Source organism: Halorubrum yunnanense (assembly GCF_026586675.1).
GTDB classification, from domain to species: domain Archaea; phylum Halobacteriota; class Halobacteria; order Halobacteriales; family Haloferacaceae; genus Halorubrum; species Halorubrum yunnanense.
Genome location: NZ_JAODIX010000007.1, coordinates 72391 through 94978 on the forward strand (window position 1 = coordinate 72391; position 22588 = coordinate 94978).

Sequence of the window (22588 nt, forward strand, 5' to 3'; positions counted from 1 at the left end):
TGGGGAGGTATGAGGTGCGGTTGCGGTGCGGGGCGGGACTCAAAGGGGCAGTCGCGAGGACGAAGCACGGCGCAGTAAGCACCGCAGCGAGGGAGCGAGCAGCGCGAGCGACTGAGCGAGGCGCGCAACAAGCCGCGCGAGTCCTCGCGACTGGGGCTTTGGAGGTGTTTGCCGTCGATCTGCCAGCTGGCATTTATACCCGAGCGGCTGGGGCTTTGGAGGTGTTCGCCGTCGACCCGTGGTCGGCCATTTATAAGGGACCGACCGGGTGTTCGCGAGTGTCCTCCCTCTCACCCCCGGCAACGGTTTGTGAATAACCGACTGAAAAACCGCGAAACCGCTCGCGCAGTCAGTCGTCGTCCCCCACGATCCCCTCGGCGACGGCCATGTCGTCGACGGTCGGGTCGTCCTCGGAGCGCCGGAGGACGAACCGCTTCCGGACCACGTCGGCGGCGTAGACGACGGTTCCTAGGATGAGCAGCGTGTCCCCCGGGAGCCGCGCCCAGAACAACGCCTGGACGAGCGGGCGCTCGTAGAACGCGAGGCTCCGGGCCGCCGCGTAGCCCTCGGTGAACGCGACGTCGAGCTGGAGGAACCCGACCGGGAGCACGGAGACGAACACCATCAGCGCGAGCCCGACGTTCCAGAGCCAGAACGACGCGCGGAGCCACGAGCCGTCCCAGCGCTCGGGGTCGATCGACAGCTGGAGCATGTACGCGACCATCCCGAGCGCGAGGAACCCGAACGCGCCGAACATCGCCGCGTGGGCGTGCCCGACGGTGAGATAGGTGCCGTGCTCGTAGTAGTTGACGAGCGGGAGGTTGATGAAGAAGCCGAGCACCCCGGCGCCGACGAAGTTCCACACCCCGCTGGCGACGATGAACATGAAGGGGAGTTTGTAGGGGAATCCGCCGGTCTCAGTCATCGCCCGGTACTGGCCGATCGCCTCGTAGAGGATGAAGATCAGCGGGAGCAGCTCCAGCGTCGAGAAGACGCTCCCGATCGGCACCCAGTAGTCGGGCATCCCGATCCACCAGTAGTGGTGCGAGACGCCGATGACGCCGGTCCCCATCACCAGAAGCGCCTGCAGCATGACGGCCTTCTCGGCGCTACGGCGGGTGAGGAGGTTCATCGAGACGAGGGTGAGCCCGATGATCGCGACGATGAAGAACTCGAAGGCGCCCTCGACCCACATGTGGACGACCCACCACCGCCAGAACTCCGTGACGGCCATGTTCGTCGACGGCGTGAACATGAAGCCGGCGACGAACAGCAGGGTGATCGAGCCGCCCGCGTAGAGGATCATGTGCGCGAGCCCGTAGACCGGTTCACGGTCGAGCAAGGGCTTGAGCCCCCGGATCGCGAGGACCGCCCAGAGGACGAACCCGAGGAGCAGGCCGCCCTGCCACACCTTCCCGACCTCGAGGTACTCCAGCCCCTCGTTGCCGAGGAGCCACCACAGCTCGCCGGGGAGGTAGCCGTTGGCGCCGAGCCAGATGCCGGCCATCCCGCCACCGACCACGACCACGAGCGCGCCCAGCAGGACGTTGACGTACCGCGCCTGATCGCTCGGCTCGTGGCCGGTCAGGAGCGGCGGAAGGAACAGCCCGGCGCCGAGCCACGTCGTCGCGATCCACAGGATTCCCAGGTCGATGTGCCACGTCTTCGCGATGGCGAAGGGGAGCAGCTGGAGGATGTGGACGCCGAACAGCTCCTCGATCCCGAAGAAGCCGGCGCGCTCGATGTAGAAGTGGGCTAACAACCCGCCTAACAACACCTGCGCGAGGAACAGCCCGGCGGCGACGGGGATGAACCGGAGCGCCGCACGCTGGCTCGGGAAGACGCTCACGTCGCCCGGCTCGGGGACGGAGATCCCCTCTGCCGAGGGCTCGGGGAGCCTGACCGACTTGTAGAGGAGGATGCCGGCGCCCGCCGCGCCGACGAGCAGGACCATCGCGATCACGCTCCAGATCATCGCGGCGCCGGTGGCGTCGTTGCCGGCGGGCGGCGAGTAGGGCCACTCGTTGGTGTAGGAGTTGTCGGTGCCGGGCCGGTCGGTGTGCGAGAACCACGCGGTCCACAGCGCGAAGTCGGCGAAATCCTCGGCCTCGGCGGACGATTCGATCATCCCCGCGGGCACGCCCCGGTCGTGATCGCCCTCGTGGTAGCGCTCGGCGTACGTCTCGCGCACTCGCTCGTGGGCGTAGACCTCCGCGGCCGAGTACTCGATCGCCCCGCCGTCGTGGGGGCTGTCGAGGTCCTCCCGGACGGTCTCCGCCACCGCGGCCTGCTCCGAGGAGTCGAGCGAGGCGTAGCCCGCGCCGTACTCCTCCCGCGCGTAGTAATCGCGCATGTGCTCGGCCTTCAGGTCGAGCGCGTCGGCGGTGTAATCCTCGCCGTAGTACGCCCCGTTCCCGAGGATTGACCCGTGATTCATCAGCCCGTACTGCTGGAACGCCGCCTTCCCGTCTTGGATCGACTCCCCGGTCGCGATCGCCTCGCCGTCGGGCCCGACGACCTCGTCCGGGACAGGCGGCGCCTCCTGATACGCGAACCACGCCCCGGCACCCATCACGACCAGGTTGAGCAGGAACGCCGCGACGATGAGCTTCGCGATCGTCTTGCGTGTGAGTTCCATCGGCGGGGGCTTGCCCCCGCTCACCCTATCAGTTTCGCGGCAACATGTTCGGGTGCCGTTCCGGTGAGACGGGACACCCGCCGCACTCCTTGGGTCGGAGCGGACCACGAACATGTTCGCGAGGGCGCTTACCCACGGGAGAGCCCTACGTCGCGGTATGACTCCGAATCAGCAGGCGGCGGAGCCCGCCGTCGAGGAGGCCCCCGACGCGGCGACCGGTCCCGAAGCCGAGACGACCGTCACCGTGCGCTGTACCGGACACGTCCGGACGGAGCTCGGGGAGTACGAGTTCGAGTACGCGTTCGCGGGCGACACGCTCAGGGAGTTTCTCGACGAGTTGTTCGAGGAGTACCCGGAGCTCCAAGACATGCTCATCGCCGAGACCGAGGCGGACGCGACCCACAGCGGCTGGGCGCCGACGCCCGAGGAGCTCCCCGGCACGTGGACGAAGAACCCGGTCGGTGAGCAGACGATCGCGTACGCCCGAATCCTCGTGAACGGTCAGTTCAACGAGAACGAGAAGGGTTTCGACACGACGCTGGAAGCGGGCGACCGCGTCGCTCTGGTGTACCCGTTCATGTTCTGTTGTTAGCCCCTCAGCGACAGGTCCGGACGGGCCTGCTCACGGAGGCGGGGTCCCCGTTCGGGAGACCCGACGGAGCGGTCGCGCTCCGAGGCTACACGCTCGCGGTCGAGACCGCTTCCCCACCCGGAGTGAGCTGAAGCCGGCCGTTCTCGGCGATCTCGACGGCGTACCCCTCGTACCGGAAGGTGAGTCGATACGGAGTCGAGGATTCGTTCGCGTGAGCGACAAACGTATCCAACGCGTCCGGGTCCACGCTGTCCCACAGCGGTTCGAGGTCGTCCGGGTCTCGGTCGGTCAGATCCGCGATACTCGTGACCACTGCGTAGCTCGCCGATCGGTCGGTGGCGTCGTCCAAATTGACGTTGTGTACGGGGGCGTCCTCGTGCCAGTTTGTTTTGATGTTCATGACGGGTGTGTAACGAGATCCGTGTCGCTCTTCCAACGATCTAACTTAGACACGACGAATCAAAGCCCTTCTACCGAATATATTTGGACGCTTATCTGACACTTCCTGAGGATCGGCACCGTCTGGCTTCCGATCTCGTTGGTCGGCGTTCCCTCGGCGAGCGGTCGATGCGCTCTCTGGCGATCGTACTGATGCACAACCCCTCCAAGCCGCGTGCGGGCGTTCAGGCCACTCGACTCCCGGAATATGGGCGCGGCCGATCGCGTTTCGATTGCGCACGGACGTCTGAACCGACGAGCTGCTCACCCCTCGAAGTAGCTCACCGATACCGTGCCTTGCATCCGAGGCTGAAGGTCAGATGCAACGGATTTGAGATCTGTACCGAGAAATCGTCGTTGCGCTCAATCAGCCCCGGAACTATCACACGTCGGTTCCACAGTCCGGGCAAAAGTTCGGTGACGTCTGATCTCGGAGGTCACGACCGCAGTTCGCACAAAAGTTAGGGACTTCCGCTGACGGCTTCGATCCCGGATCGAACACCTGGGTGTCTTCCGACGAGGTCGATCCGCGGTCGTAGACGCTGGTGTCGGAACTGGTATGCTCGTATACGTCGGTGTCCGATGCCGTAGCAGTGTTTGATGGCGAATTCGACGACTGACTGGGCGGCGCTTGGCGCGCAATCGAGTTCCGAGCACGGGCCGCAGCCCGCCTGACCGCGGTGTTGCTTCGGTCACATCGCGGCTCGGTGAGCAACTCCTGCGCCTGCTCGTCGACTCGGCCGATATATCCGAGTGCAAAACACGCACTCGTCTGAGCACTGGTAGTTCGGCCGTTCCGAACGACCTCTATGAGCGACCGCTTGCAGCGTCTCATCTCTTCGGGTTTAACGTATGCGACTTTTCGGGCTGCTTCCGTCGCGTGCCGTTGCGCTATCGCGTCGTTGGACCCGAGAAGCCGATCTATGTCATCGATTTCGCTGACGAGCCGTCTGGGGTTCGAGATCGCTCTCTGCCTGAGTTGCTCTGCTTCGTGCATTGGGTTGTACTGAACTCGGTCACTGGACCGTTCGGTCAGATCCCGAGACGGTGTACGATAACAGAGTACCAGTGAACTACCCTGACCTACCGCGCTCGGGGCTACTCGCCCCTCGCTTGTTGAGGACAGGGCTTCCTGTTTCTGCGTCGGAATTTATACCCGACGTGGGCACAGGGATTCCAGACTCCGCAGGCGACTTCCCTTCACGGGTGGTTCGGAGTGTCCCACTCCTACCGGATGGACACTCAGCCACAACCAAGGGTGCGCGCTTCTTGTCGCGCTTGAACACCACCGGAAGCGTGGTGAGCATCGTACTACCGACATCGACCGCAGGGGTAGTAAGGCTATTCCGTGTAGTGAAAGTAAAGCGATGACGGCGCTGTATCCCCGCCCTACTCGCTCACTTCGTTCGCTCCTTGAGGACGGGGGCTTAGCGCCTATAGTCAGGTAAATATAAATTACTGTCTATAAAAGCAAGGAGAATACCCGCGCTCTTAGCCTCGGGATGAATCCGACACTCTGTTCGCTACTCCACCGACGCCACTCCAACCGGATATTCAACGCCCGGTCATTGATTCTAACAACTGGCAGTCTAAGGCAGGGGTCTTCCCTCAGGTGACATCCTCCTCGCCGGAAACGGAGAGGGATCGGAGATCCCTCAAGCAGTCGGGCAGAGCCCGACGACGGCGAGGCTTCCCGTCCCGCAGGTGGGATATTTGCTGGTCTACGACACGACCTGTTCTCTCGTGTGAAACGTCCCGCTCTCGCGGTCGAACAGGTGTGTCGATGGCTGTGCCACACAGCCGTTACTCCTATCCTCGCCGTGAGGACTCGGAGTTATCTTCTGACGCATATTCTCCGCCCCGTTACAGTCCGCGTTGGCTACCAACTCGCACGACGAGCAGACGTACAGGCCACGTTCGACACGGTTCGATTTCGTGTCGTCTCCACATCGCGAACACGTTTTTGCGGTGTTCCACTCGTTCTCTTTCAGCACCGCAACACCCCGCATTTCGCCTTTGTATTCGAGGTACTGGTAGATGCGGTCGAACGCCCAACACGAACGTGTACGACGGTGGTGAGACGGAGACTCCCTTCGTCGCCCGTTGGTGATGGAGACACGCCGAACTCGTTTTGTCCGCCCTGTGGAACGGAGTTTGACGAATTCGAAACAGCCGCGTTCTGCCCGAATTGTGACACCGAATTCTGATCTACCGCGATCGGAGTCGTCGGCTTTTCGCCTGAACCACCGTAGCTCACCACCCGTACGCTCCACTGTCTGTATTCCATTCGCCTCCGAGCTCCTGCTCACCCAAGTTGGTATCCGCAACCCGGACAGAAGTCCGGCGACGCCATCTGTTGAAGTTCCTGTCCACACATCGGGCAGTAATCCTTGCCGGGACTGAACACACGCGTCGCAGTGCTACTCCCCTGTGTCGCTGGGGTTCCGGTCGGGCGATGGACAGCGTACACTCGGTGGTCGCCACTCGACACGTAAACAGTGTTTCCGGCGACGGTCGGCGCTGATCGTACACGCCCCTTCGTTTCAAACACCCACTCCTCGCTACCATCGCTCGCATCAAGGGCATACATGTGGCCGTCAGTACTCCCGAAGAAGACGGTCCCGTCGTCGACGACCGGCGAGCACGTGATGCGACGATCGGCTACAAACGTCCACCGGACGCTCCCATCGCTGCGGGCTAACGCGTAGACCGTCTCGTCGTCACTGCCTACGTAGACGGTATCAACAGACACCGTCGGTGAATGCCTGACAACATCGTTCGTCTCGAACTCCCACTCGACGCTCCCCGTGTCTGTGTCGAGCGCATAGATGTGGTGGTCATCTCCGGCGACGAAGACCATCCCTCGATCGACGGTCGGTGGTGCGCGGATCCGTGCCCCTGTTTCCATCTGCCATTCAAGCGAGAGACTCACATCCGTTGGTGCGATCCAGCGAGGAAATAATTTGCCCACGGGCACAAACATCATCCGTCCCGACCATTCCCGAGCCTGCGAACTGCAGCCTCAGAGTCGGCAACTACTGTGAAGGGCGAGGAGGACGTCATTGTAAAGCGCGGGACTTTCTCCGTGATTCCGCGTATAGACTTCGACACGACGCAACTGCGAGGATGAGGGGTCGGATCCTCCGAAGGCCCGAACGATTTAGCCGAAAGCTGTGCTACAGTTCTCCATGAGAGAGCACCGAGGTGTCATCGGCTTCTGGAACGACACCGGAGGGTATGGGTTCATCGAGACTTCCGCTTCGGCCGAAGACGCCTTCTTCCACGGAGAGAATAGTGTTGAGACTGGATTCTCCGAAGGTGATGTGGTTGAGTTCGATATGGAAGACACCGACAAAGGCCCACGCGCCGTGAATCTCATTGACATCCTCCCCGCGCTAAAGGGCGAGGATTCCACGAGGTGGAGTTTGAGGTTTCGTGTTTCCTCGGGGTTCAAGCACGCTTTCGCGTGACCCTTCGACGGTAGCCGTCCCATTATCACCGAGGACGTGCATTCCAACGGGTACAGCCCTGTCAACAGGGGCTTCCAATCTAGACGCGCTGGACGCTTCAACGGGAATACCGATCCCCTCCACGGTCGGGTTTTCAGCCGACTGAGTACCGCCATTCGCCGGCGTGTCGGCCGGATAGATCCGGACCGGTGTTTATACGCCGGGCAGCCGGATCGGAGGTATGGAACCAGACTTAGACCGCTTCACTTCGCGGCGGTCGACGGTGTACGGCCAGCGCGGCGTCGTCGCCACGAGCCAGCCCCTCGCCAGTCAGGCGGGGATCGAGACGCTGCGCGAGGGCGGGAACGCGTTCGACGCGGCCGTGGCGACGGCGGCCGCGCTCAACGTCGTCGAGCCGACGTCGACGGGGCTCGGCGGCGACGTGTTCGCGCTGTACCGAACGGCCGACGGCGAGGTCGGAGCAATGCGCGCTTGCGGGGGCGCCCCAGCGGACGCGACGATCGAGAACGTCCGCGAGGCGATACGGGAGGACGACGACGCGTCGGCGTACTACCCGGACGACGGCGGCTACGCGGTCGACGGCACCGACGAGGCCGGGATGCCCTTTTACGGCCCGCACGCGGTCACGGTCCCCGGCACGGCCCGCGGCTGGGAGGCGACGATCGAGGAGCTCGGCCGGCTCACCCTCGCCGACGCCCTTGAGCCCGCCATCAGGTACGCCACCGAGGGGTACCCGGTCTCGGAGGTAATCGCGTCCTACTGGGCCGGCGCGGAGGCGCTGTTCACCGACGACCACGCCCGGGAGGCGTTTCTGTTCGACGGGGACGCCCCCGAGGCCGGCGAGACGGTCCGCCTGCCGCGGCTCGGCGAGTCGATGCGGACGATCGCGGAGCGCGGCGCCGACGCCGTGTACGAGGGGCCGATCGCCGAGGCCATCGCCGAGGAGGTCCAGTCGCAGGGCGGGTTCATGACCGTCGACGACCTCGCGGGCTTCGAGGTCGAGTGGCCCGACCCGGTCTCGACGACGTACAACGGCGCGGAGGTGTACGAGCTCCCGCCGAACAACCAGGGGCTCATCGCGCTGGAGGCGCTCAACGTCGCGAGCGAGCTCGGCGCCGGCGAACACGACTACGACACCGCCGAGCGCGTCCACTACTTCGCGGAGGCGATGAAGTTGGCCTTCCACGACGGCCACCGCTACATCACCGACCCCGACTACGAGGAGGTCCCATCGCTCGGGTCGACCGACTGGGCGGCGGAGCGAGCGGCCGGCGTCGGGCCGACCGCCGACCACGACGTCGCCTTCGGCGTGCCGAACGCGAACGCCGAGGACGCCGACACGGCGCTGCTCACTGTCGCCGACGACGAGGGCAACGTCGTCTCGTACATCAACTCGCGGTTCGCCGGGTTCGGCTCCGGGCTCGTCGCGGGCGACACGGGGATCGCGCTCCAGAACCGCGGCGCGTCGTTCTCGCTCGACCCCGAGCACCCGAACAGCCTCGAACCCGGGAAGCGACCGTTCCACACGCTGATCCCCGCCGTCGTCCGGCTCGACGAGGACGACTGGGCCGCCTTCGGCGTGATGGGCGGGTACATGCAGCCGCAGGGCCACGTGCAAGTGATCTCGAACGTCGTCGACTACGACATGCCGCTCCAGCGCGCGCTCGACGAGCCGCGGTGGCGGTACCGCGAGAGCGGCGAGCTGGGCGTCGAGCCCCACTTCGACGACGACGTCGCCGCGAAACTGGTCCGGAAGGACCACCACGTCAGGACCCTCTCGCCGGTCCAGTTCGGCGGCGCGCAGATCGTCCGCAACGAAGACGGGGTCCTCTCGGCCGCCACCGAGCCCCGGAAGGACGGCAACGCGCAGGGGTTCTGACGCGCCCGGTCGGCGGGCGGGTCAGGGTCTCCGAGCGACCGCAGCGGTCCCGGTCGAGCCGGGCTCGGACGTATTTAAACATTTAATCGAGTATCCATGTGGGTAAATATAGCAAACGCCGGACGGTTCTTGGTAGAAAACGTCTTATAGGTTGATTTCACACGGTATGTTAAGGAGTGTTATCACGTGAGTGTCTCTGAAACGTACGTTCGGTACCGCCAAACCCTCAGCGAGGAACCGCTCGCCATCGTGGTCCTGTTCGTGGGCCTGTGGATGGCGTGGTCACTCGTCTCCGGGCTCCTGAACGGGGGGATCCAGATCAGCGGGCTCGCGTCCCTCGTCTGGGACGGGTTACTGAGGGGGCTAGTGATCGGGCTGGCGGGTATCGGACTCTCGATGACGTACAGTATTCTCAACTTCGCGAACTTCGCGCACGGCGACTACCTCACGAGCGGGGCGTTCGCGGGGATGGCGACCAGCTATCTCATCGCCGGATTCGGCGAGAACAGCGTCGGCGCGCTCCTGCTCGTAGGCGCGGGCGGATCGGTGTTCGGCGGCGCGCTCGGTATCGGCGTCACGACCGCCCCGATCGCGGTCCTCGTCGGCGCCATCGTGGCGGGGGTCGCGGCGATCGTCTTAGCGCTGGCCATCGACCGGTTCGTCTACCGGCCGATCCGCGACGAGAGCGGCATCGCGCTGCTTATCACCAGCATCGGGGTCGCGTTCGCGCTCCGATACCTGCTCCAGTTCGTCTTCGGGGCGGGGGTCCGGGGGACCACCGACGCGGGATCGGTCCCGCGCGTGAGCGTCCCGGCGATCGACGGGACGTTCCGGGTGACGGCCCACGACATCAGCCTCGTGGTCGTCGCCGGCGGCCTCATGCTCGGCGTCCACCTGCTGCTCCAGCGGACGAAGCTCGGGAAGGCGATGCGCGCGATGTCCGATAATGAAGACCTCGCCCGGATCACGGGGATCCCGACCGAACAGGTCATCCGCACGACGTGGATCGTCGGCGCCGGGCTCACCGGAGTCGCGGGGTACATGTTCATCCTCTGGAAGGGGACGCTCGGATTCAACGACGGCTGGCTGCTGCTGCTGTTGGTGTTCGCCGCGGTCATCCTCGGCGGGATCGGGTCGATCTACGGCGCGATCGGCGGCGGGATCATCATCGGTCTCACCGCCTCCGTCTCCGTGATCTGGATCCCCTCGGCGTTCGGCCGCGCGGCCGCATTCCTGGTCATGATCGTAATCTTACTTTTCAAGCCTGAAGGCATCTTCAGCGGGAGGACCACAGCATGAGTACCGACGGTATTCGCGGGCGGTTCAAGGGGCTCTTCGAGCACGACTTGACGCTCGTGCTCGCCGTCCTCGGCGCCCTCTACCTAGCGTACATCCTCGCCGGGGTCGCCTTCGGCTACGGCCTCCGCGGACAGCTGAACTCGATCGCGAACCTCACGTTCTTCATCGGCGTGTTCGGGATGATGGCGATGGCGTTGAACCTCCACTGGGGGTACACCGGGCTGTTCAACATCGGCATCGTCGGCTTCATGGGCATCGGCATCTACACCACCGCGCTCGTCTCGAAGCCGCCGGTGGGGGACGGCGCCGCGCAGGTGGGCGGGTTCGGGCTCCCGCTCATCGTCGGCGTCATCGCCGGCGTGGCGGTGGCGGGACTGTTCGGGCTCCTCGTCGCGCTCCCCGCGCTCCGACTCCGGGCTGACTACCTCGCGATCGTCACGGTGGCGTTCTCCGAGATCGTCCGGTTCACGATGATGTCCCGGACGTTCCAGACGTTCGCGGTGCCGGACACAATCGACCTCTGGCTGTTCACGTTCGACCCGGCGGCCGACACGGTCGGTCTCGGCGGCGGGGGCGGACTCATCCTGAACTACACGAACCCGCTCGAGGCGCTGCTCCGGCTGCTCTTCCTCTGGGAGCCGTACCTCGGGTTCGTCTCGTTCGTCCAAGCGAACGTCATCTCGAACAACCCCAAGCCGGTGCTCGACGGGCTCTTCTACGGAATCGTTCTCCTCATCGGCGTCGGGCTGTTCTACCTGCTGCTCTCCCGGATTGGGAAGTCCCCGTTCGGACGCGTGCTGAAGGCGATCCGCGAGGACGAGGACGTCGCGAACGCCTTAGGGAAAGACACCGATCGGTTCAAGCTCACGGCGTTCGTACTCGGCGCCGCGCTGATGGGGCTCGGCGGTATCCTCTGGTACTCCGGCCAAGGGAGCATCACGCCGCCGTCGTTCCGGCCGAACATCACTTTCTTCATCTGGATCGCGCTGATCATCGGCGGCGCCGGCTCGAACACCGGGAGCTTCCTCGGCGGTGCAATCTTTGCCGGGCTGTTGTACGAGGGGCCGCGGTACTTCAAAAACCTCGTCCAGACCGCCTTCGAGCTCGGCGACGCGCCGCGGAACTTCGGCGAGGCGATGGCCGGGTTCGCCTCGCTCGACCCGATGCCGTTTATCGTGTACACGCTCGATAACGTCAGCCAGCTGCGGCTGGTGATCATGGGTGTGGTGCTGATCTGGCTGATGCACAACCGGCCCGAGGGGCTGCTCGGTCACCGCAAGGAAACGGCGTCTAGTGTGGACCTCGCGCGGCCGGGAAGCGGCGGGTCGACCGGGAAGCCGGCGGCTGCCGACGGGGGTGACGAACAGTGAGCGGAACCGACGAATCCGCCACGGGCGAGTCCCCGCCGGTCGAAGAGACGGAGACCGATGGGGAGCCGTCGTCGAGCGAGGAGCCGTCGTCGGCCGCGGGCGACGCCTCGACCGACGGGGACTCGCTCGGGACCGACCTGGCGGAGCTGGTCGAGGACGACCCCGAGACGCACGCCGGAGACGAGGCGGGCCGGTACGCCCCGCTTGAGGTCGAGGGACTCCGAAAGGAGTTCGGGGGGATCACCGCCGTCGACGACGTCACCTTCGACGTCGAAGAGGGGACGCTCACCGGGCTCATCGGTCCGAACGGGGCCGGGAAGTCGACGACGTTCAACCTGATCACCGGGATGCTCGACCCCACCGACGGGACGGTCCGGTTCAACGGCGAGGAGATCACCGGGTTACAGCCCCACGAGATCGCGAACCGGGGGCTCGCGCGGACGTTCCAGATCGCTCGCGAGCTGGAGGAGATGACGGTCCTCGAGAACATGATGCTCGCGCCGAAGGGTCAGGTCGGCGAGTCGCTGTGGCGGTCCATCATGCCGCTCACTCGTGGGTCGGTGCGCGAGCAGGAGACCGAGCAGCTCAAACGCGTCTGGGAGGTTCTTGACTTCTTCGAAATCGACCACCTCGCGCAGGAGTACGCCGGGAACCTCTCCGGCGGCCAGCGGAAGCTGCTGGAGATGGCCCGCGCGCTGTTGACCGACCCCGACGTGCTGCTCCTCGACGAGCCGTTCGCGGGCGTCAATCCGACGCTCGAGAAGCGGCTGCTCGAGCACATCCACGAGCTGCGCGAGCGGGGGTACACCTTCCTCATCGTGGAACACGACATGGACCTCATCATGAACAACTGCGAGCGGGTCATCGTCATGCACCAAGGCCGGATCCTGAAAGACGGGACCCCGGCCGAGATCAAGGAGAGCGAGGAGGTCATCGAGGCGTACCTCGGGGGTGAGGTATGAGCCTGCTCGAGGTCCGCGAGTTGGATGCCGGCTACGGGGACCTCCAGATCCTCACCGACGTCGATCTCGATGTCGACAGCGAGGAGTACGTCACCATCGTCGGCCCGAACGGGGCCGGCAAGTCGACCGTCATGAAATCCGTGTTCGGACTGACGACGCACATGGGCGGCACGGTGACGTTCGACGGCGAGGACATCAGCGGCACGAAGCCCGAGGACGTGATCCACAAGGGGTTGGGGTACGTCCCGCAGAGCGACAACGTCTTCGCGGAGCTCGACGTCGAGGAGAACCTTGAGATGGGCGCGTACATCCTCGACGAGGTTCCACAGGAGGAGCTCAGGATGGTCTACGACCGGTTCCCGATCCTCGAGGAGCGGAAACACCAGCGGGCCGGAACGCTGAGCGGCGGCCAGCGACAGATGCTCGCGATGGGGCGGGCGCTGATGCTCGACCCCGAGCTGCTGCTACTCGACGAGCCGAGCGCGGGGCTCGCGCCCGACCTCGTCGACGAGATGTTCGACAAGATCGACGATATCAACGCGAGCGGGACGGCGGTCCTGATGGTCGAGCAGAACGCCAAGGAGGCGCTCAGTCGGTGCGACCGCGGGTACGTGCTCGCGAACGGGCAGAACCGGTTCGAGGACGAGGGGACTGCGCTCCTGAACGACGACGAGGTCCGCCGGGAGTTCCTCGGCGGGTAGTCGGCCTCGCGGTCGCGCGGCGGTCGACCTGCAATCTGTTTTGTGGAACCGGACGGCGAACCGCGACGACGCGTCGCTTACGAGGAATCGAGACGCTATCCGCGCCGCTTCGCGGTCGGGTCAGCCAAAAATCGAGAGTGCTGAGGGGGTCGGTCGTCCGCGGTCGACGACTCAGTTCCCGCTCGAGAGCGCCTGATCGACGACGTTGGAGTACGACGACGAGCCGATGTTGAAGCTGATCTGGTCGTACACCTCGCCGTCGAACGTGTCCGCGAACACTTCGCTGAACCGGTTGGAGAGCTGCTGACCGTAGTCGTTGTTCACGTACAGCGTCGCGGCGGTCGAGGCGCCGAGCCGCTCGGAGGCGACCTGGGCCATGACACGGCCCTGGAGCTGGTCGCTCGGGGCGGTCCGGAAGATGTAGTCGTCGTCCTCGAGGTTCGTCACCGACAGCGCGGTGCTGGACGGCGAGCAGCCGACGACCTCGTTCGGGATGAGCGCCTCCGTACAGACCGGGACGTTCACGCCGGAGGAGGCGGTCCCGCAGACGGCGGGGACGCCCGAGTTGATCAGCGACTCGGCCCCGCTGACTCCCTGGTTAGGCGAGGTGTTCGTGTCCTCGAACTGGGCGTTCACCGTCAGGTCGAGGTCGGACTCGTTGACCTGCTGGACCGGGATCTCCGCCGCGCGGATCATCGGCTGTCCCGTCGACGCCAGGTCGCCGGTCTCGGGGAGCAGGATGCCCAGGCTCACTTCGCGGCCGAGACCGCCGGGCGACGAGTCGGCCGAGGGACCGGCTCCCTCGGGGTTCTCGCCCGAGAAGTTCTGCGTCTCCTGAACGCTGACCGAGTCGGCGCTCTGTCCGGCGAACTCCCAGATCTGGTAGGCCGCGGAGGCCGGGTCGCCGTTCTGGTCGAAGTTGACGGCGCTCGACGCCCCCTGGTAGTTGATGTTCTCACCGTTCGCGGCCGCCTCGACGGCGTCGAGGAACTCGCCCGGCCCGTACTCGGTGCCGTCCGGGTTCGCGATGCGCCGGAGTTGGTCGCGGACCGCGGTCCCGTCGTTCTCGCCCGCCGCGACGTTCGCCAAGATCAGCGCCGCCGCGGAGTCGTACGACTGCGAGGTGAACACGCCCGGCGTCGCGTCGTACGTGTCCTCGAACAAGGTCGCGAACGCCTCCTGATTCGGACCGCCCGCCGCCGGCGCGGTCCCGGTGACGTTGTTCATATCGTTGCCGACCTGTCCGGGCAGCGAGGGGTCCTGAAGCCCGTCGGGGATGAGGATGTCCTCCGACCCGTCGGACGCGGCGTAGTAGTCGCGGAACAGCTGGATCCCACTCTCGGGGTAGCCGATGACGACGAGCAGGTCCGGGCTCCCGCCGCCCGAGCCGCCGTCGCCGCCGTCATCCATCCCGTCGCCGCCGTCGCCGCCGTTGCCGCCGTCGCCGCCGTCGCCGCCGTCGCCGCCGTCGCCGCCGTCCCCGCCCGCACAGCCCGCGAGTCCGACCGCGCCAGCGACACCGACAGTCTTCAACACGTCACGTCGTCGTTTGTGGTATGACATACCCTTTCATATAGAGGCCACTTTGATAAGTATATCCCTGTCAACTTCCCCACAGGTACTGACAATTGTACACATATTAGGTGTATTACCGCGTCCCGGGCCCGAGGCGCTTTCGGGATCGTAGTAACAGTAAATGTATGATTTCTGCCGAGAGGGCGAATCGACAGCGGCGGTCTGACGTCGACGGCAGCGGTGGTCAGTCCCCGCCGGCGGCGCGCGCGTGTCGCCGGGCGTCCTCGGGCGAGCGCCCCTCGCGGAGCAGCGCCTCGACGAACAGCTCGCCCGCCTTGTACGACGAGCGGACCATCGGCCCCGACGCGCAGTAGAGGAAGTCGAACTCCTCCTCGGCGACCGCGCGCCAGGTCTCGAAGGCGTCGGGGTGGACGTAGTCGAACACGTCGAGGTGCGAGCGCGACGGCCGGAGGTACTGCCCGAACGTGACGACGTCGACGCCGACCTCGCTGAGGTCGCCGAGCGTCCGGTACACCTCGTGGTCGTACTCGCCGACGCCGAGCATGAGGCTCGTCTTGGTGTGGATATCGGACTCGCGGTCGACGCGGTCGAGCACCGCGAGCGACTGCTCGTAGTCGGCGCGCCGGTCGCGGACCGGCCACTGGAGCCGTTCGACGGTCTCGACGTTGTGAGCGATCACGTCCGGCCCCGCCTCGACGATCCGGTCGATCGCGTCCGGGTCACCCTGGAAGTCGGGGATAAGTGTCTCGACCAAGACCGCCGGGTCGCGCCGCTTGATCTCGCGGATCGTCTCGGCGAAGTGCGCGGAGCCGCCGTCCGCGAGGTCGTCGCGGTCGACCGAGGTCAGGACGACGTAGTCGAGCCCGATCTCGGTCACCGCCTCGGCGACGTTCGCGGGCTCGTCGGGGTCGAGGGGCTCCATCCCGCCGGTGGCGACGTCACAGAAGTTACAGCCGCGCGAGCAGCGGTCGCCCATGAGCATGAACGTCGCGGTGCCGGGGCCGTCCCGGCCGGACCAGCACTCGCCCATGTTCGGGCAGTTGGCCTCCTCGCAGACGGTGTGGAGGTCGCGCTCGCGGAGGCGCTCTTTGATCTCCGTGAACCGGGAGCCGGACGGTGGCCGCGACTTCAGCCAGTCCGGCTTCCGACGGCCGCGTTGCATACCCCTACCACGGCGGCCGGGTGCAAAAACGTGAGGATCGGGCGCAGGTCACGCGGGCGCTCCCGTCGCTCGCGGCCCCCACCCGAAAGCCGCCGGAGGGCGTCAGCCGCGACGACGGTCGCGAGCCCGCCGTCGGGGTGCGCGAGCGCGACGCGGTGAGACGTTTCGGCGTCGATCTCGGCTCTCGGGAGAGGCGTACTGCTTCGTTTATAAATGGAGGTCGGATCGGACCGCTTCAGCCTCTCCGCGACCGCTCGACGTCCCGTTTCAATCGCCCGCGACCGCGAACCGCGAGGCGTCGCCCTCGGCGGTCGGGGCGGTGAGCAGCGAGACGCCGACGGTGAGGGCCGCTGACAGGGCCATGAGCCCGAGCGCGACGTCCCAGCCGCCGAAGACGGTTCGCGGGAGCGTCGGGACGAAGCCGGCGACCGCCGACAGCACCACCGCGAGGTACGCGAGCTGCGGGACGAGCACGCCCGCGATCATCCCGGTGCGGGTGGTCCGCTCCCAGTAGAGCGCGCAGACCACCGGGAGCGCGAGCAGCGCGAATCCGGAGAAGGCGGTGCTACCCACCTCGATCAGGGTCCCGGGCCGGAACAGGCTCGCGGCGAACGCGAGGAGCGCGAAGGCGGCTACGCCGATTCGGGCGACCCACGCCTCGCGCTCCGCGGAGGCGTCGGCGTTGACCACGGGCCGATAGAGGTCGCGGGTGAAGTACGACGACCCCGAGAGCAGCATCGAGTCCGACGAAGACATCATGGCGGCCATCGCCCCGGCGATCACGAGCGCCGCGAACCACGCCGGCGTGTACTCGTTCAACACGACCGGGAGCACGTTCGCGCCCTCGGGCACGTCGACCGGCATCCCGGCCGCCCACGCGCCGAGCATGAACGCGGGGACGAACAGGAGGAGGACGAGCACGGGCCACAGCGCGAACGACCGCTTCAGCGTCTCGCCCGATTTCGCGACGAAGAAGCGCTGGTTGATCTGCGGAAACATCGTCACGCCGAACGCGATGGTGATCGCCGTGGAGACGATGAAGCCGACCGAGTAGGTGCCGCCGCCGAAGCTCCCGAAGTCGGGGCGCGCCTCCAGCATCGCGCCGGTGGCCGCGCCGACGCCGCCGACCGCGGACACCACCCAGACGGCGGCGATCCAGACGACGGAGAGCATGAAGAGCCCCTGGATCGTGTCCGTCCACGCGACCCCGCGCATCCCTGCGAGGACGACGTAGAGGATCATGAACGCCGTGATGAGCGCCGCGCCGCCCCAGTAGGGGACGACGCCGTCGGTGAGCCCCACGAGCGCCTCGCCGGCGCCCATCTGCTGGAGCATGACGTACGGGAACAGCCAGAGGAGGCTCACGCCGGCGACGAGCGCCCGGAGGCCCGTGGAGCCGAACCGGTCGCCGAGCATCTCGCCGAGCGTCACGTAGCCGTTGCGGTTCCCGATCAGCCACTGCTTGTAGCCGATCGCGTACCACAGCACGGCGAACAGCACGCCGTCAAGCGTCCCCATCACGATCAGCCACTCTGGGCCGGCCGCGAACGCGAGGTTCGGGCCGCCGAAGAAGGTGAACGCCGAGAGGAGGGTGGCGAAGGTGGTGAAAAGCAGGACGACCGTCCCGATCGACCGGCTCGCCAGGTAGTAGTCCTCGGCCGTCGTCTCGGAGACTCGGTAGGCGACGAGGCCGACGAGGAGCGCCAGGACGAGGTAGCCGACGATGATCCCGAGCGAGAGCCCGAGTGTCACGGCCGGTCACCCCCCGCGGCGGCGCCGCCGCTTCGGTCCTCGCCCGTCCCGCCCCGAAGCCCCATCCCCCGCTCCCACGCGCCGCTCCGAGCGAACCGGGAGAACAGGACCGCACACAGCCCGAGCCACGCGACGTGCCACCAGATCCAGACGGGGAGCCCGGCGACGACGCGGTCGACGCCCCACAGCGGCCACGGCACCGCGAACGCCACGAGCAGCGCGAACGTCGGAATCCACACGAGATCTCTCCGAGGTCGCTTCATGTCGAATAATAACGGGTGTGAATGCTTAAATCTTATCAATAGAGTTCGACATGGGCTTTTGTAGAATATATTTCTTCAAAGTTCTTCGACGGTGGCGAGTGCGATAACTATTTTCGGCGACGCGCACAACGGTACACGGGCGGCGGACGCCGCCCGATCATCACCATTCACTCACTATGAAAGACACAGAAAAATACCTGATCCACGCCACCATCGCGGCGGACGGCGTCGTCGAGCGGAGCGACGTCGTCGGCGCGGTGTTCGGCCAGACCGAGGGGCTCCTCGGCGACGAGCTGGACCTCCGCGACCTCCAAGAGTCGTCGCGGGTGGGCCGGATCGACGTCTCCGTCCAGTCGGAGAACGGCCAGTCGTTCGGCGAGGTCACCGTCGCGTCGAGCCTCGACAAGGTAGAGACCGCGATCCTCGCGGCCGCCCTGGAGACGATCGACCGCATCGGCCCCTGCCAGGCCTCCGTGGAGGTGACGAGCATCGAGGACGTGCGGGCGGCCAAGCGCCGCGAGGTCGTTGAGCGCGCCAAGGAGCTCATCGCCGGCGGCTTCGAGGAGACGAGCCTGCGGAGCGACGACATCCTCGAGGAGGTCCGCGAGGCCGCCCGCGTCGAGGGGATCGTCGACTACGAGGGGCTCCCGGCCGGCCCGCGCGTCGGCGACTCCGACGCCGTCATCGTCGTCGAGGGGCGCGCGGACGTGCTCACGCTGCTCGAGTGCGGGATCAAGAACGCGGTCGCCGTCGAGGGGACGAACGTCCCCGAGGCGGTCGCCGACCTCACCGCCGACCGGACCGTCACCGCGTTCCTCGACGGCGACCGCGGCGGCGAACTCATCCTCCGCGAGCTGGCGCAGGTGGGCGACGTCGACTACGTCGCGTTCGCGCCCCCCGGCGAGTCGGTCGAGGACCTCGACCGCACCGCCGTCTTCGAAGCGCTCCGCGGGAAGGTGCCGTACGGCAGCCTCGCCGACGAACCGAACCTCCGCGAGGCGGCCGCGGACGACGAGGAGGACGGTCCGGACGCGGCGGCCGCCGACTCCGCCGACCCCGGCGCACCGGACGCCGGCACGCCCGATCCGGACGATACGGGGCCCGAAGACGTCGTCGCCGGCGCGGCCCACGGCGGGGCGGAGGGCGGGCTCGTGGAGGCCGTCGAGGAGGCGCCGGCCCCGGCGACGGTCGGGGACGAGGAGAGCGGCGAGGCCGACGGGGTGGCCGAGAGCGACGGGAGCCCCGAGTCGGTCGAGGTCGACGTCGTCGACGCCGAGCCGACGGACGAGGAGGTCGCGGAGGACGAGGCGGAGTCGGGGGCAGAGACCGACGAAGCCGAGGAGGCAGCAGCCGACGCGCCCGACGACGAGCCCCGATCGATCGAGGAGCACGTGCAGGAGGTCGTCGACTCCGGAAGCGACCGCGCTCGCCTGCTCGGCGACGACCGCGGCGTCCTCGCGGAGGTCGACGTCGGCGACGCGTTCGACGCGGTCGAGTCGGCCGAGACGGCCCCGCACACGGTCGTCGTCGACGGCCGGATCGACCAGCGGCTGCTCGACGTGGCGGCCCAGCGCGGGGTCAGCGAGCTCTTCGGCCGCGAGGTCGGCGAGTTCGTGAAACGGCCCGTGGGGACCCGCGTCCTCACGGTCGGCGACCTCCGCGCGGGGAGCTGAGGGCGCCGACTCCGCGGGCACGGCTCAGACCAGTCCGACCGCACCGAGCACCGCGAACAGCGCGTCGCCGAAGGTCAGCGAGACGAGCAGCCCGGCCGCCATCGGGACGACGAAGGGCATGCCCGGCGAGACCAACACGCGCTCCGTCCGAGCGACGACCGCAAGCCCGCCGCGGAGCGTCTCGGCGTCGGCGCCGTACGCGCCGCGGTCGATCTCCTCCAAGAAGCGCTCCGCGGCCCACGGGTCGGCCGGAGCCGGTTCGCCGTCGGCTTCGATCGCCGTCCCGCCGTCCGTCCGCGGACCGACGTGGGTCCCGCCGTCGGTCGGGTCGAACGTCTCGTCGACGCTCGTCGGGTCGCGGAGGCGGTCGGGCGCGGCGCGCAGGTCGTCGAGCGTCAGCCCGCGCCAGCGCAGGTACATCCGGAGTGCGTCCAGGTCCAGCCCGCTCCGGGTCTCGCCCGCGTCGTCCTCGTACAGCCGCCCGTGGCGGTCCGGCAGCGACTCGGTCGCGACCGGGCGGGCGAGGAACATGTTCCCCGACACCTCGCCGCGCAGGAGGTTGAGACCCGCGAGCCCGAGGGGGTACGCGAGCCCGAGCAGCACCGTGTTCGTGAGGATCGTGAGCGAGAAGACGCCGATCTGGGTCTCGACGAGCGGGAGGGTGACTCCCGCGACGTCGTACGCCGGGAACGTGGGGAACAGGAGCGCGAGCGCGATCAGCGCCTTCGCGTCCGCGCCGCCGAACGCGCCGAGGTACCAGAAGGCGTAGCCGAGCGGCGCGACGAACAGCACGCTGATCGCGGCCTGCACGAGGAACAGCCGGCCCTGGATCCCCGCGATCGGCCACATCGCCGCTACCTCCCACACCAGCAGCAACGCCCCGAACGCGTACAGCGGCGGCCAGAGCCGGTTCGGGAGGCGTCGGGTCCGGACGTCCCGCAGCGCCGCCCACGCGAAGACGGGGACGACGAGCAGCCGCAGGAGGTCCGGCAGCGTGGCGACCATGTCCCCACGGCCGCCGCGAGCCCAATTAGGCGTTCGGGTTCGGGTATCGCGATCGATAGCGCGGGCACGCGGTCGTCGGCCCCCCGGATGTCGACGCCGGTCCGCGCGCCGAACCGCCGGCGCTTTGCGGAGCCGTCTTCGGCCGTCCGGTAATGCGCCGCCGCGTCGGAACCAGCCTGTACGCCGGGCTCCTCTTCACCGTCCTCGGCGCGATAGCCTGGGCCACCGGGCAGCCGTTCGTCTTCCCGGGCCTCGGGCCGCCGGCGACGACTACCCGCGCTACCGGACCGAGGGAAGCTGACCGCCGCGGTCACCCGTCCGGCCGCTCTGCGCGCCTGTCGAACACCGAAAGCACCGGTTCGGGGTCCGCCAGCCCCGGGATCCGGTACTTGTCGTCGCGGAGTTCGACCACGACGGTCTCGGTGCCGAGCCGCCGGTCCAGCCGGGTCCGTTCCACCCGCAGGTCGGTCTCGTCCCACGGCTCGACGCGCCAGAGCGGAGCGTCGAACAGCCGGTCGTAGGCGACGAGCGCGTCGTCGCTGACGCGGTACTCGACGACTCCGTACCGGAACCAGTAGTCGACGCCGAGGAGCAACGCGGGGAGCGCGACGCTGGCCGCGAACAGGAGCGCGACGACGGACCACAGCCGGCCGAGCGTGAACAGGAGACCCCCGAACAGACACAGCGCGCCGAGGTACGCGACCCCCGGATGCCGCGGAGCGGTCGCGAGCCCGCCGAGCAGCCGGCTGCGGCGGGTCGGACGCACCCGCCGCGGCGCGTCGGGAAGCGGATCCGCGACCGGGTCGGCGGTCGGCGGGTCGTACGCCCACCCGATCTCCAGCGACGACGACTCGTCGAAGGCGGCGAGTCGGTCGCGGTAGAGCCCCGTGAGATCGAAGACGGCCTTGAGGCCGACGACCGCGACGAGCAGCGGGAGGCCGACCGCGCCGGGATCGATCGCCGACAGCGCGGCGTCGGTCTCGACCGTCGCCGCGCCGATCAGCGTGACGGCCAACAACCCTCCGACCGCCACCGCACCCGCCCTGAAGAAGACCCCCCGGATCGCGGTCTGTGCGCTGTGTTCGCGGTACGCCCCCTTATACAGGTAGTCGACGAGCGTCGTCGCGCCCTCGGTCGCGAAGAGCGCGAGCACGGCGAGCGTCACCGAGTCGAGCGCGTCGGGTGCGAGTCCGCCGTCGACGGCGACGCCGACGGTGACGGTCCCGGCGACGAACCACACGCCCGCGAGGACCGGGACGACGACAGGGAGGACGAGGAGCGTCGAGAGCCGGATCCGAAGCGCGGTTCCCGGGACGGGGATCGCGGCGCGTCTCGCCGCGAGCGGGCCGACGATTAGCCCGTCGGGGTCGACCTCCGAGGGTCGTCCGGCGAACAGGGCGCGGACGATCGCCCAGAAGGACGCGATCCCGAGCTCGAACCAGTAGAGGACCACCAGCGCGCCCGCGTTCCAACCGAGCGCGACGACGCCGACGAGCGGGACGAGGTTCGAGACGAGGAGGGCGAGCGCGCGAGGCCGACGACCGCGAGCGAGAGCTCGCAGTGGACCGGAGCGGACGAAGGAGGGCACGTATCGGTGGATCAGGCTCCGTGTTTATAAGAGGTCGGCGTCGCTCACGGCGCCGGACCGGCGTCGCGGTGAAGGTAGAGGTACGCGAGCACGGGGAGGATGGTGAACAGGAGCGTCGTGACCGCCCAGAGGGGCGCGTAGCGGCTCCCGCGTGCCCTTGCGTCGCGATAGATCCAGGCCGCGGCGGCGACGACGACTCCGTAGACGACGAGCGTCAGCGGGAGCGACCACGGCAGGGCGACCCCGGAGAGCAGCGTCAT

General features: G+C 67.3%; 17 protein-coding genes and 3 pseudogenes. 9 read left to right on the forward strand and 11 right to left on the reverse strand.

Annotated elements, in window-relative coordinates; translation table 11 throughout:
- Positions 1-349: 349 nt before the first annotated feature.
- Complete coding sequence (locus N5096_RS02030; RefSeq protein WP_267662673.1) at positions 350-2638, reverse strand: nitric-oxide reductase large subunit; 2289 nt, start codon at positions 2636-2638, stop codon at positions 350-352.
- 157 nt (positions 2639-2795) lie between these two features.
- Here N5096_RS02030 and N5096_RS02035 point away from each other — a divergent pair, with 157 nt between their 5' ends.
- Complete coding sequence (locus N5096_RS02035; RefSeq protein ID WP_267662674.1) at positions 2796-3230, forward strand: MoaD/ThiS family protein; 435 nt, start codon at positions 2796-2798, stop codon at positions 3228-3230.
- An 85-nt stretch (positions 3231-3315) separates the two neighbouring features.
- On the opposite strand, the gene ddfA is transcribed toward N5096_RS02035, so the two are convergent.
- The 3 genes and pseudogenes from ddfA to N5096_RS02050 all read right to left on the reverse strand — a co-directional run bounded on the left by ddfA (position 3316) and on the right by N5096_RS02050 (position 6600).
- On the reverse strand, positions 3316-3630 hold the full coding sequence (ddfA, locus tag N5096_RS02040; protein WP_267662675.1) for a DdfA family disk-determining factor: 315 nt from the start codon (positions 3628-3630) through the stop codon (positions 3316-3318).
- Positions 3631-5389: 1759 nt separating this feature from the next.
- A pseudogene (locus N5096_RS02045) lies at positions 5390-5722 on the reverse strand (zinc ribbon domain-containing protein); the annotation flags it as partial.
- A gap of 251 nt (positions 5723-5973) precedes the next feature.
- Positions 5974-6600 carry an outer membrane protein assembly factor BamB family protein gene (locus N5096_RS02050; RefSeq protein WP_267662676.1) on the reverse strand — a complete coding sequence of 209 codons (627 nt, stop codon included), beginning with the start codon at positions 6598-6600 and terminating at the stop codon, positions 5974-5976.
- A gap of 256 nt (positions 6601-6856) precedes the next feature.
- Here N5096_RS02050 and N5096_RS02055 point away from each other — a divergent pair.
- The 6 genes and pseudogenes from N5096_RS02055 to N5096_RS02080 form a co-directional block, all read left to right on the forward strand.
- Positions 6857-7045 (forward strand): annotated as a pseudogene (locus N5096_RS02055) (cold-shock protein); the annotation flags it as partial.
- Between the two features lie 313 nt (positions 7046-7358).
- A complete protein-coding gene (gene ggt, locus N5096_RS02060) occupies positions 7359-9017 on the forward strand; it encodes a gamma-glutamyltransferase (protein ID WP_267662677.1) in 1659 nt (552 codons plus the stop codon).
- 354 nt (positions 9018-9371) lie between these two features.
- On the forward strand, positions 9372-10316 hold the full coding sequence (locus N5096_RS02065) for a branched-chain amino acid ABC transporter permease (protein ID WP_267662698.1): 945 nt from the start codon (positions 9372-9374) through the stop codon (positions 10314-10316).
- Positions 10313-11686 carry a branched-chain amino acid ABC transporter permease gene (locus N5096_RS02070; protein ID WP_267662678.1) on the forward strand — a complete coding sequence of 458 codons (1374 nt, stop codon included), beginning with the start codon at positions 10313-10315 and terminating at the stop codon, positions 11684-11686. Before N5096_RS02065 ends, N5096_RS02070 begins: the two co-directional genes overlap by 4 nt.
- A 146-nt stretch (positions 11687-11832) precedes the next feature.
- A complete protein-coding gene (locus N5096_RS02075) occupies positions 11833-12648 on the forward strand; it encodes an ABC transporter ATP-binding protein (protein WP_267662699.1) in 816 nt (271 codons plus the stop codon).
- The gene (locus N5096_RS02080; RefSeq protein ID WP_267662679.1) at positions 12645-13349 is read left to right on the forward strand and encodes an ABC transporter ATP-binding protein; all 705 of its coding nucleotides are present in this window, start codon (positions 12645-12647) and stop codon (positions 13347-13349) included. Before N5096_RS02075 ends, N5096_RS02080 begins: the two co-directional genes overlap by 4 nt.
- 171 nt (positions 13350-13520) lie before the next feature.
- Here the strand turns inward: N5096_RS02080 and N5096_RS02085 are convergent, their stop codons facing one another.
- From N5096_RS02085 to N5096_RS02100, 4 genes are all read right to left on the reverse strand, one after another.
- Positions 13521-14912, reverse strand: a complete 1392-nt coding sequence (locus N5096_RS02085) for an ABC transporter substrate-binding protein (protein ID WP_267662680.1) — start codon at positions 14910-14912, stop codon at positions 13521-13523.
- Between the two features lie 196 nt (positions 14913-15108).
- A complete protein-coding gene (gene lipA, locus N5096_RS02090; protein ID WP_267662681.1) occupies positions 15109-16047 on the reverse strand; it encodes a lipoyl synthase in 939 nt (312 codons plus the stop codon).
- A 267-nt stretch (positions 16048-16314) separates the two neighbouring features.
- Positions 16315-17799 carry a sodium:solute symporter family protein gene (locus tag N5096_RS02095; RefSeq protein WP_267662682.1) on the reverse strand — a complete coding sequence of 495 codons (1485 nt, stop codon included), beginning with the start codon at positions 17797-17799 and terminating at the stop codon, positions 16315-16317.
- A complete protein-coding gene (locus N5096_RS02100; protein WP_267662683.1) occupies positions 17796-18062 on the reverse strand; it encodes a hypothetical protein in 267 nt (88 codons plus the stop codon). The genes N5096_RS02095 and N5096_RS02100 overlap by 4 nt, the downstream gene beginning before the upstream one ends.
- Before the next feature lie 176 nt (positions 18063-18238).
- On the opposite strand from N5096_RS02100, the gene dnaG reads away from it, so the two are divergent.
- On the forward strand, positions 18239-19735 hold the full coding sequence (gene dnaG / locus N5096_RS02105; RefSeq protein WP_267662684.1) for a DNA primase DnaG: 1497 nt from the start codon (positions 18239-18241) through the stop codon (positions 19733-19735).
- Between the two features lie 24 nt (positions 19736-19759).
- Here the strand turns inward: dnaG and N5096_RS02110 are convergent, their stop codons facing one another.
- Entirely contained in the window at positions 19760-20740 is a 981-nt protein-coding gene (locus N5096_RS02110; RefSeq protein WP_267662685.1) for a prepilin peptidase, read from the reverse strand.
- A 152-nt stretch (positions 20741-20892) separates the two neighbouring features.
- Here N5096_RS02110 and N5096_RS02115 point away from each other — a divergent pair.
- Positions 20893-21006 (forward strand): annotated as a pseudogene (locus tag N5096_RS02115) (HPP family protein); the annotation flags it as partial.
- 44 nt (positions 21007-21050) lie between these two features.
- Here the strand turns inward: N5096_RS02115 and N5096_RS02120 are convergent.
- Together N5096_RS02120 and N5096_RS02125 are read right to left on the reverse strand one after the other, a co-directional pair.
- Entirely contained in the window at positions 21051-22328 is a 1278-nt protein-coding gene (locus N5096_RS02120; RefSeq protein WP_267662686.1) for a DUF6498-containing protein, read from the reverse strand.
- A 44-nt stretch (positions 22329-22372) separates the two neighbouring features.
- Complete coding sequence (locus tag N5096_RS02125) at positions 22373-22588, reverse strand: hypothetical protein (RefSeq protein WP_267662687.1); 216 nt, start codon at positions 22586-22588, stop codon at positions 22373-22375.

Bases quoted from the DNA above. Each gene is read 5' to 3' on its own strand.
- ddfA (WP_267662675.1), bottom strand. From the start codon at position 3,630: ATGAACATCAAAACAAACTGGCACGAGGACGCCCCCGTACACAACGTC.
- ggt (WP_267662677.1), top strand. From the start codon at position 7,359: ATGGAACCAGACTTAGACCGCTTCACTTCGCGGCGGTCGACGGTGTAC.
- N5096_RS02070 (WP_267662678.1), top strand. From the start codon at position 10,313: ATGAGTACCGACGGTATTCGCGGGCGGTTCAAGGGGCTCTTCGAGCAC.
- lipA (WP_267662681.1), bottom strand. From the start codon at position 16,047: ATGCAACGCGGCCGTCGGAAGCCGGACTGGCTGAAGTCGCGGCCACCG.
- N5096_RS02035 (WP_267662674.1), top strand. From the start codon at position 2,796: ATGACTCCGAATCAGCAGGCGGCGGAGCCCGCCGTCGAGGAGGCCCCC.
- N5096_RS02080 (WP_267662679.1), top strand. From the start codon at position 12,645: ATGAGCCTGCTCGAGGTCCGCGAGTTGGATGCCGGCTACGGGGACCTC.
- N5096_RS02030 (WP_267662673.1), bottom strand. From the start codon at position 2,638: ATGGAACTCACACGCAAGACGATCGCGAAGCTCATCGTCGCGGCGTTC.
- N5096_RS02125 (WP_267662687.1), bottom strand. From the start codon at position 22,588: ATGACGCTGCTCTCCGGGGTCGCCCTGCCGTGGTCGCTCCCGCTGACG.
- dnaG (WP_267662684.1), top strand. From the start codon at position 18,239: ATGAAAGACACAGAAAAATACCTGATCCACGCCACCATCGCGGCGGAC.
- N5096_RS02100 (WP_267662683.1), bottom strand. From the start codon at position 18,062: ATGAAGCGACCTCGGAGAGATCTCGTGTGGATTCCGACGTTCGCGCTG.
- N5096_RS02110 (WP_267662685.1), bottom strand. From the start codon at position 20,740: ATGGTCGCCACGCTGCCGGACCTCCTGCGGCTGCTCGTCGTCCCCGTC.
- N5096_RS02085 (WP_267662680.1), bottom strand. From the start codon at position 14,912: ATGTCATACCACAAACGACGACGTGACGTGTTGAAGACTGTCGGTGTC.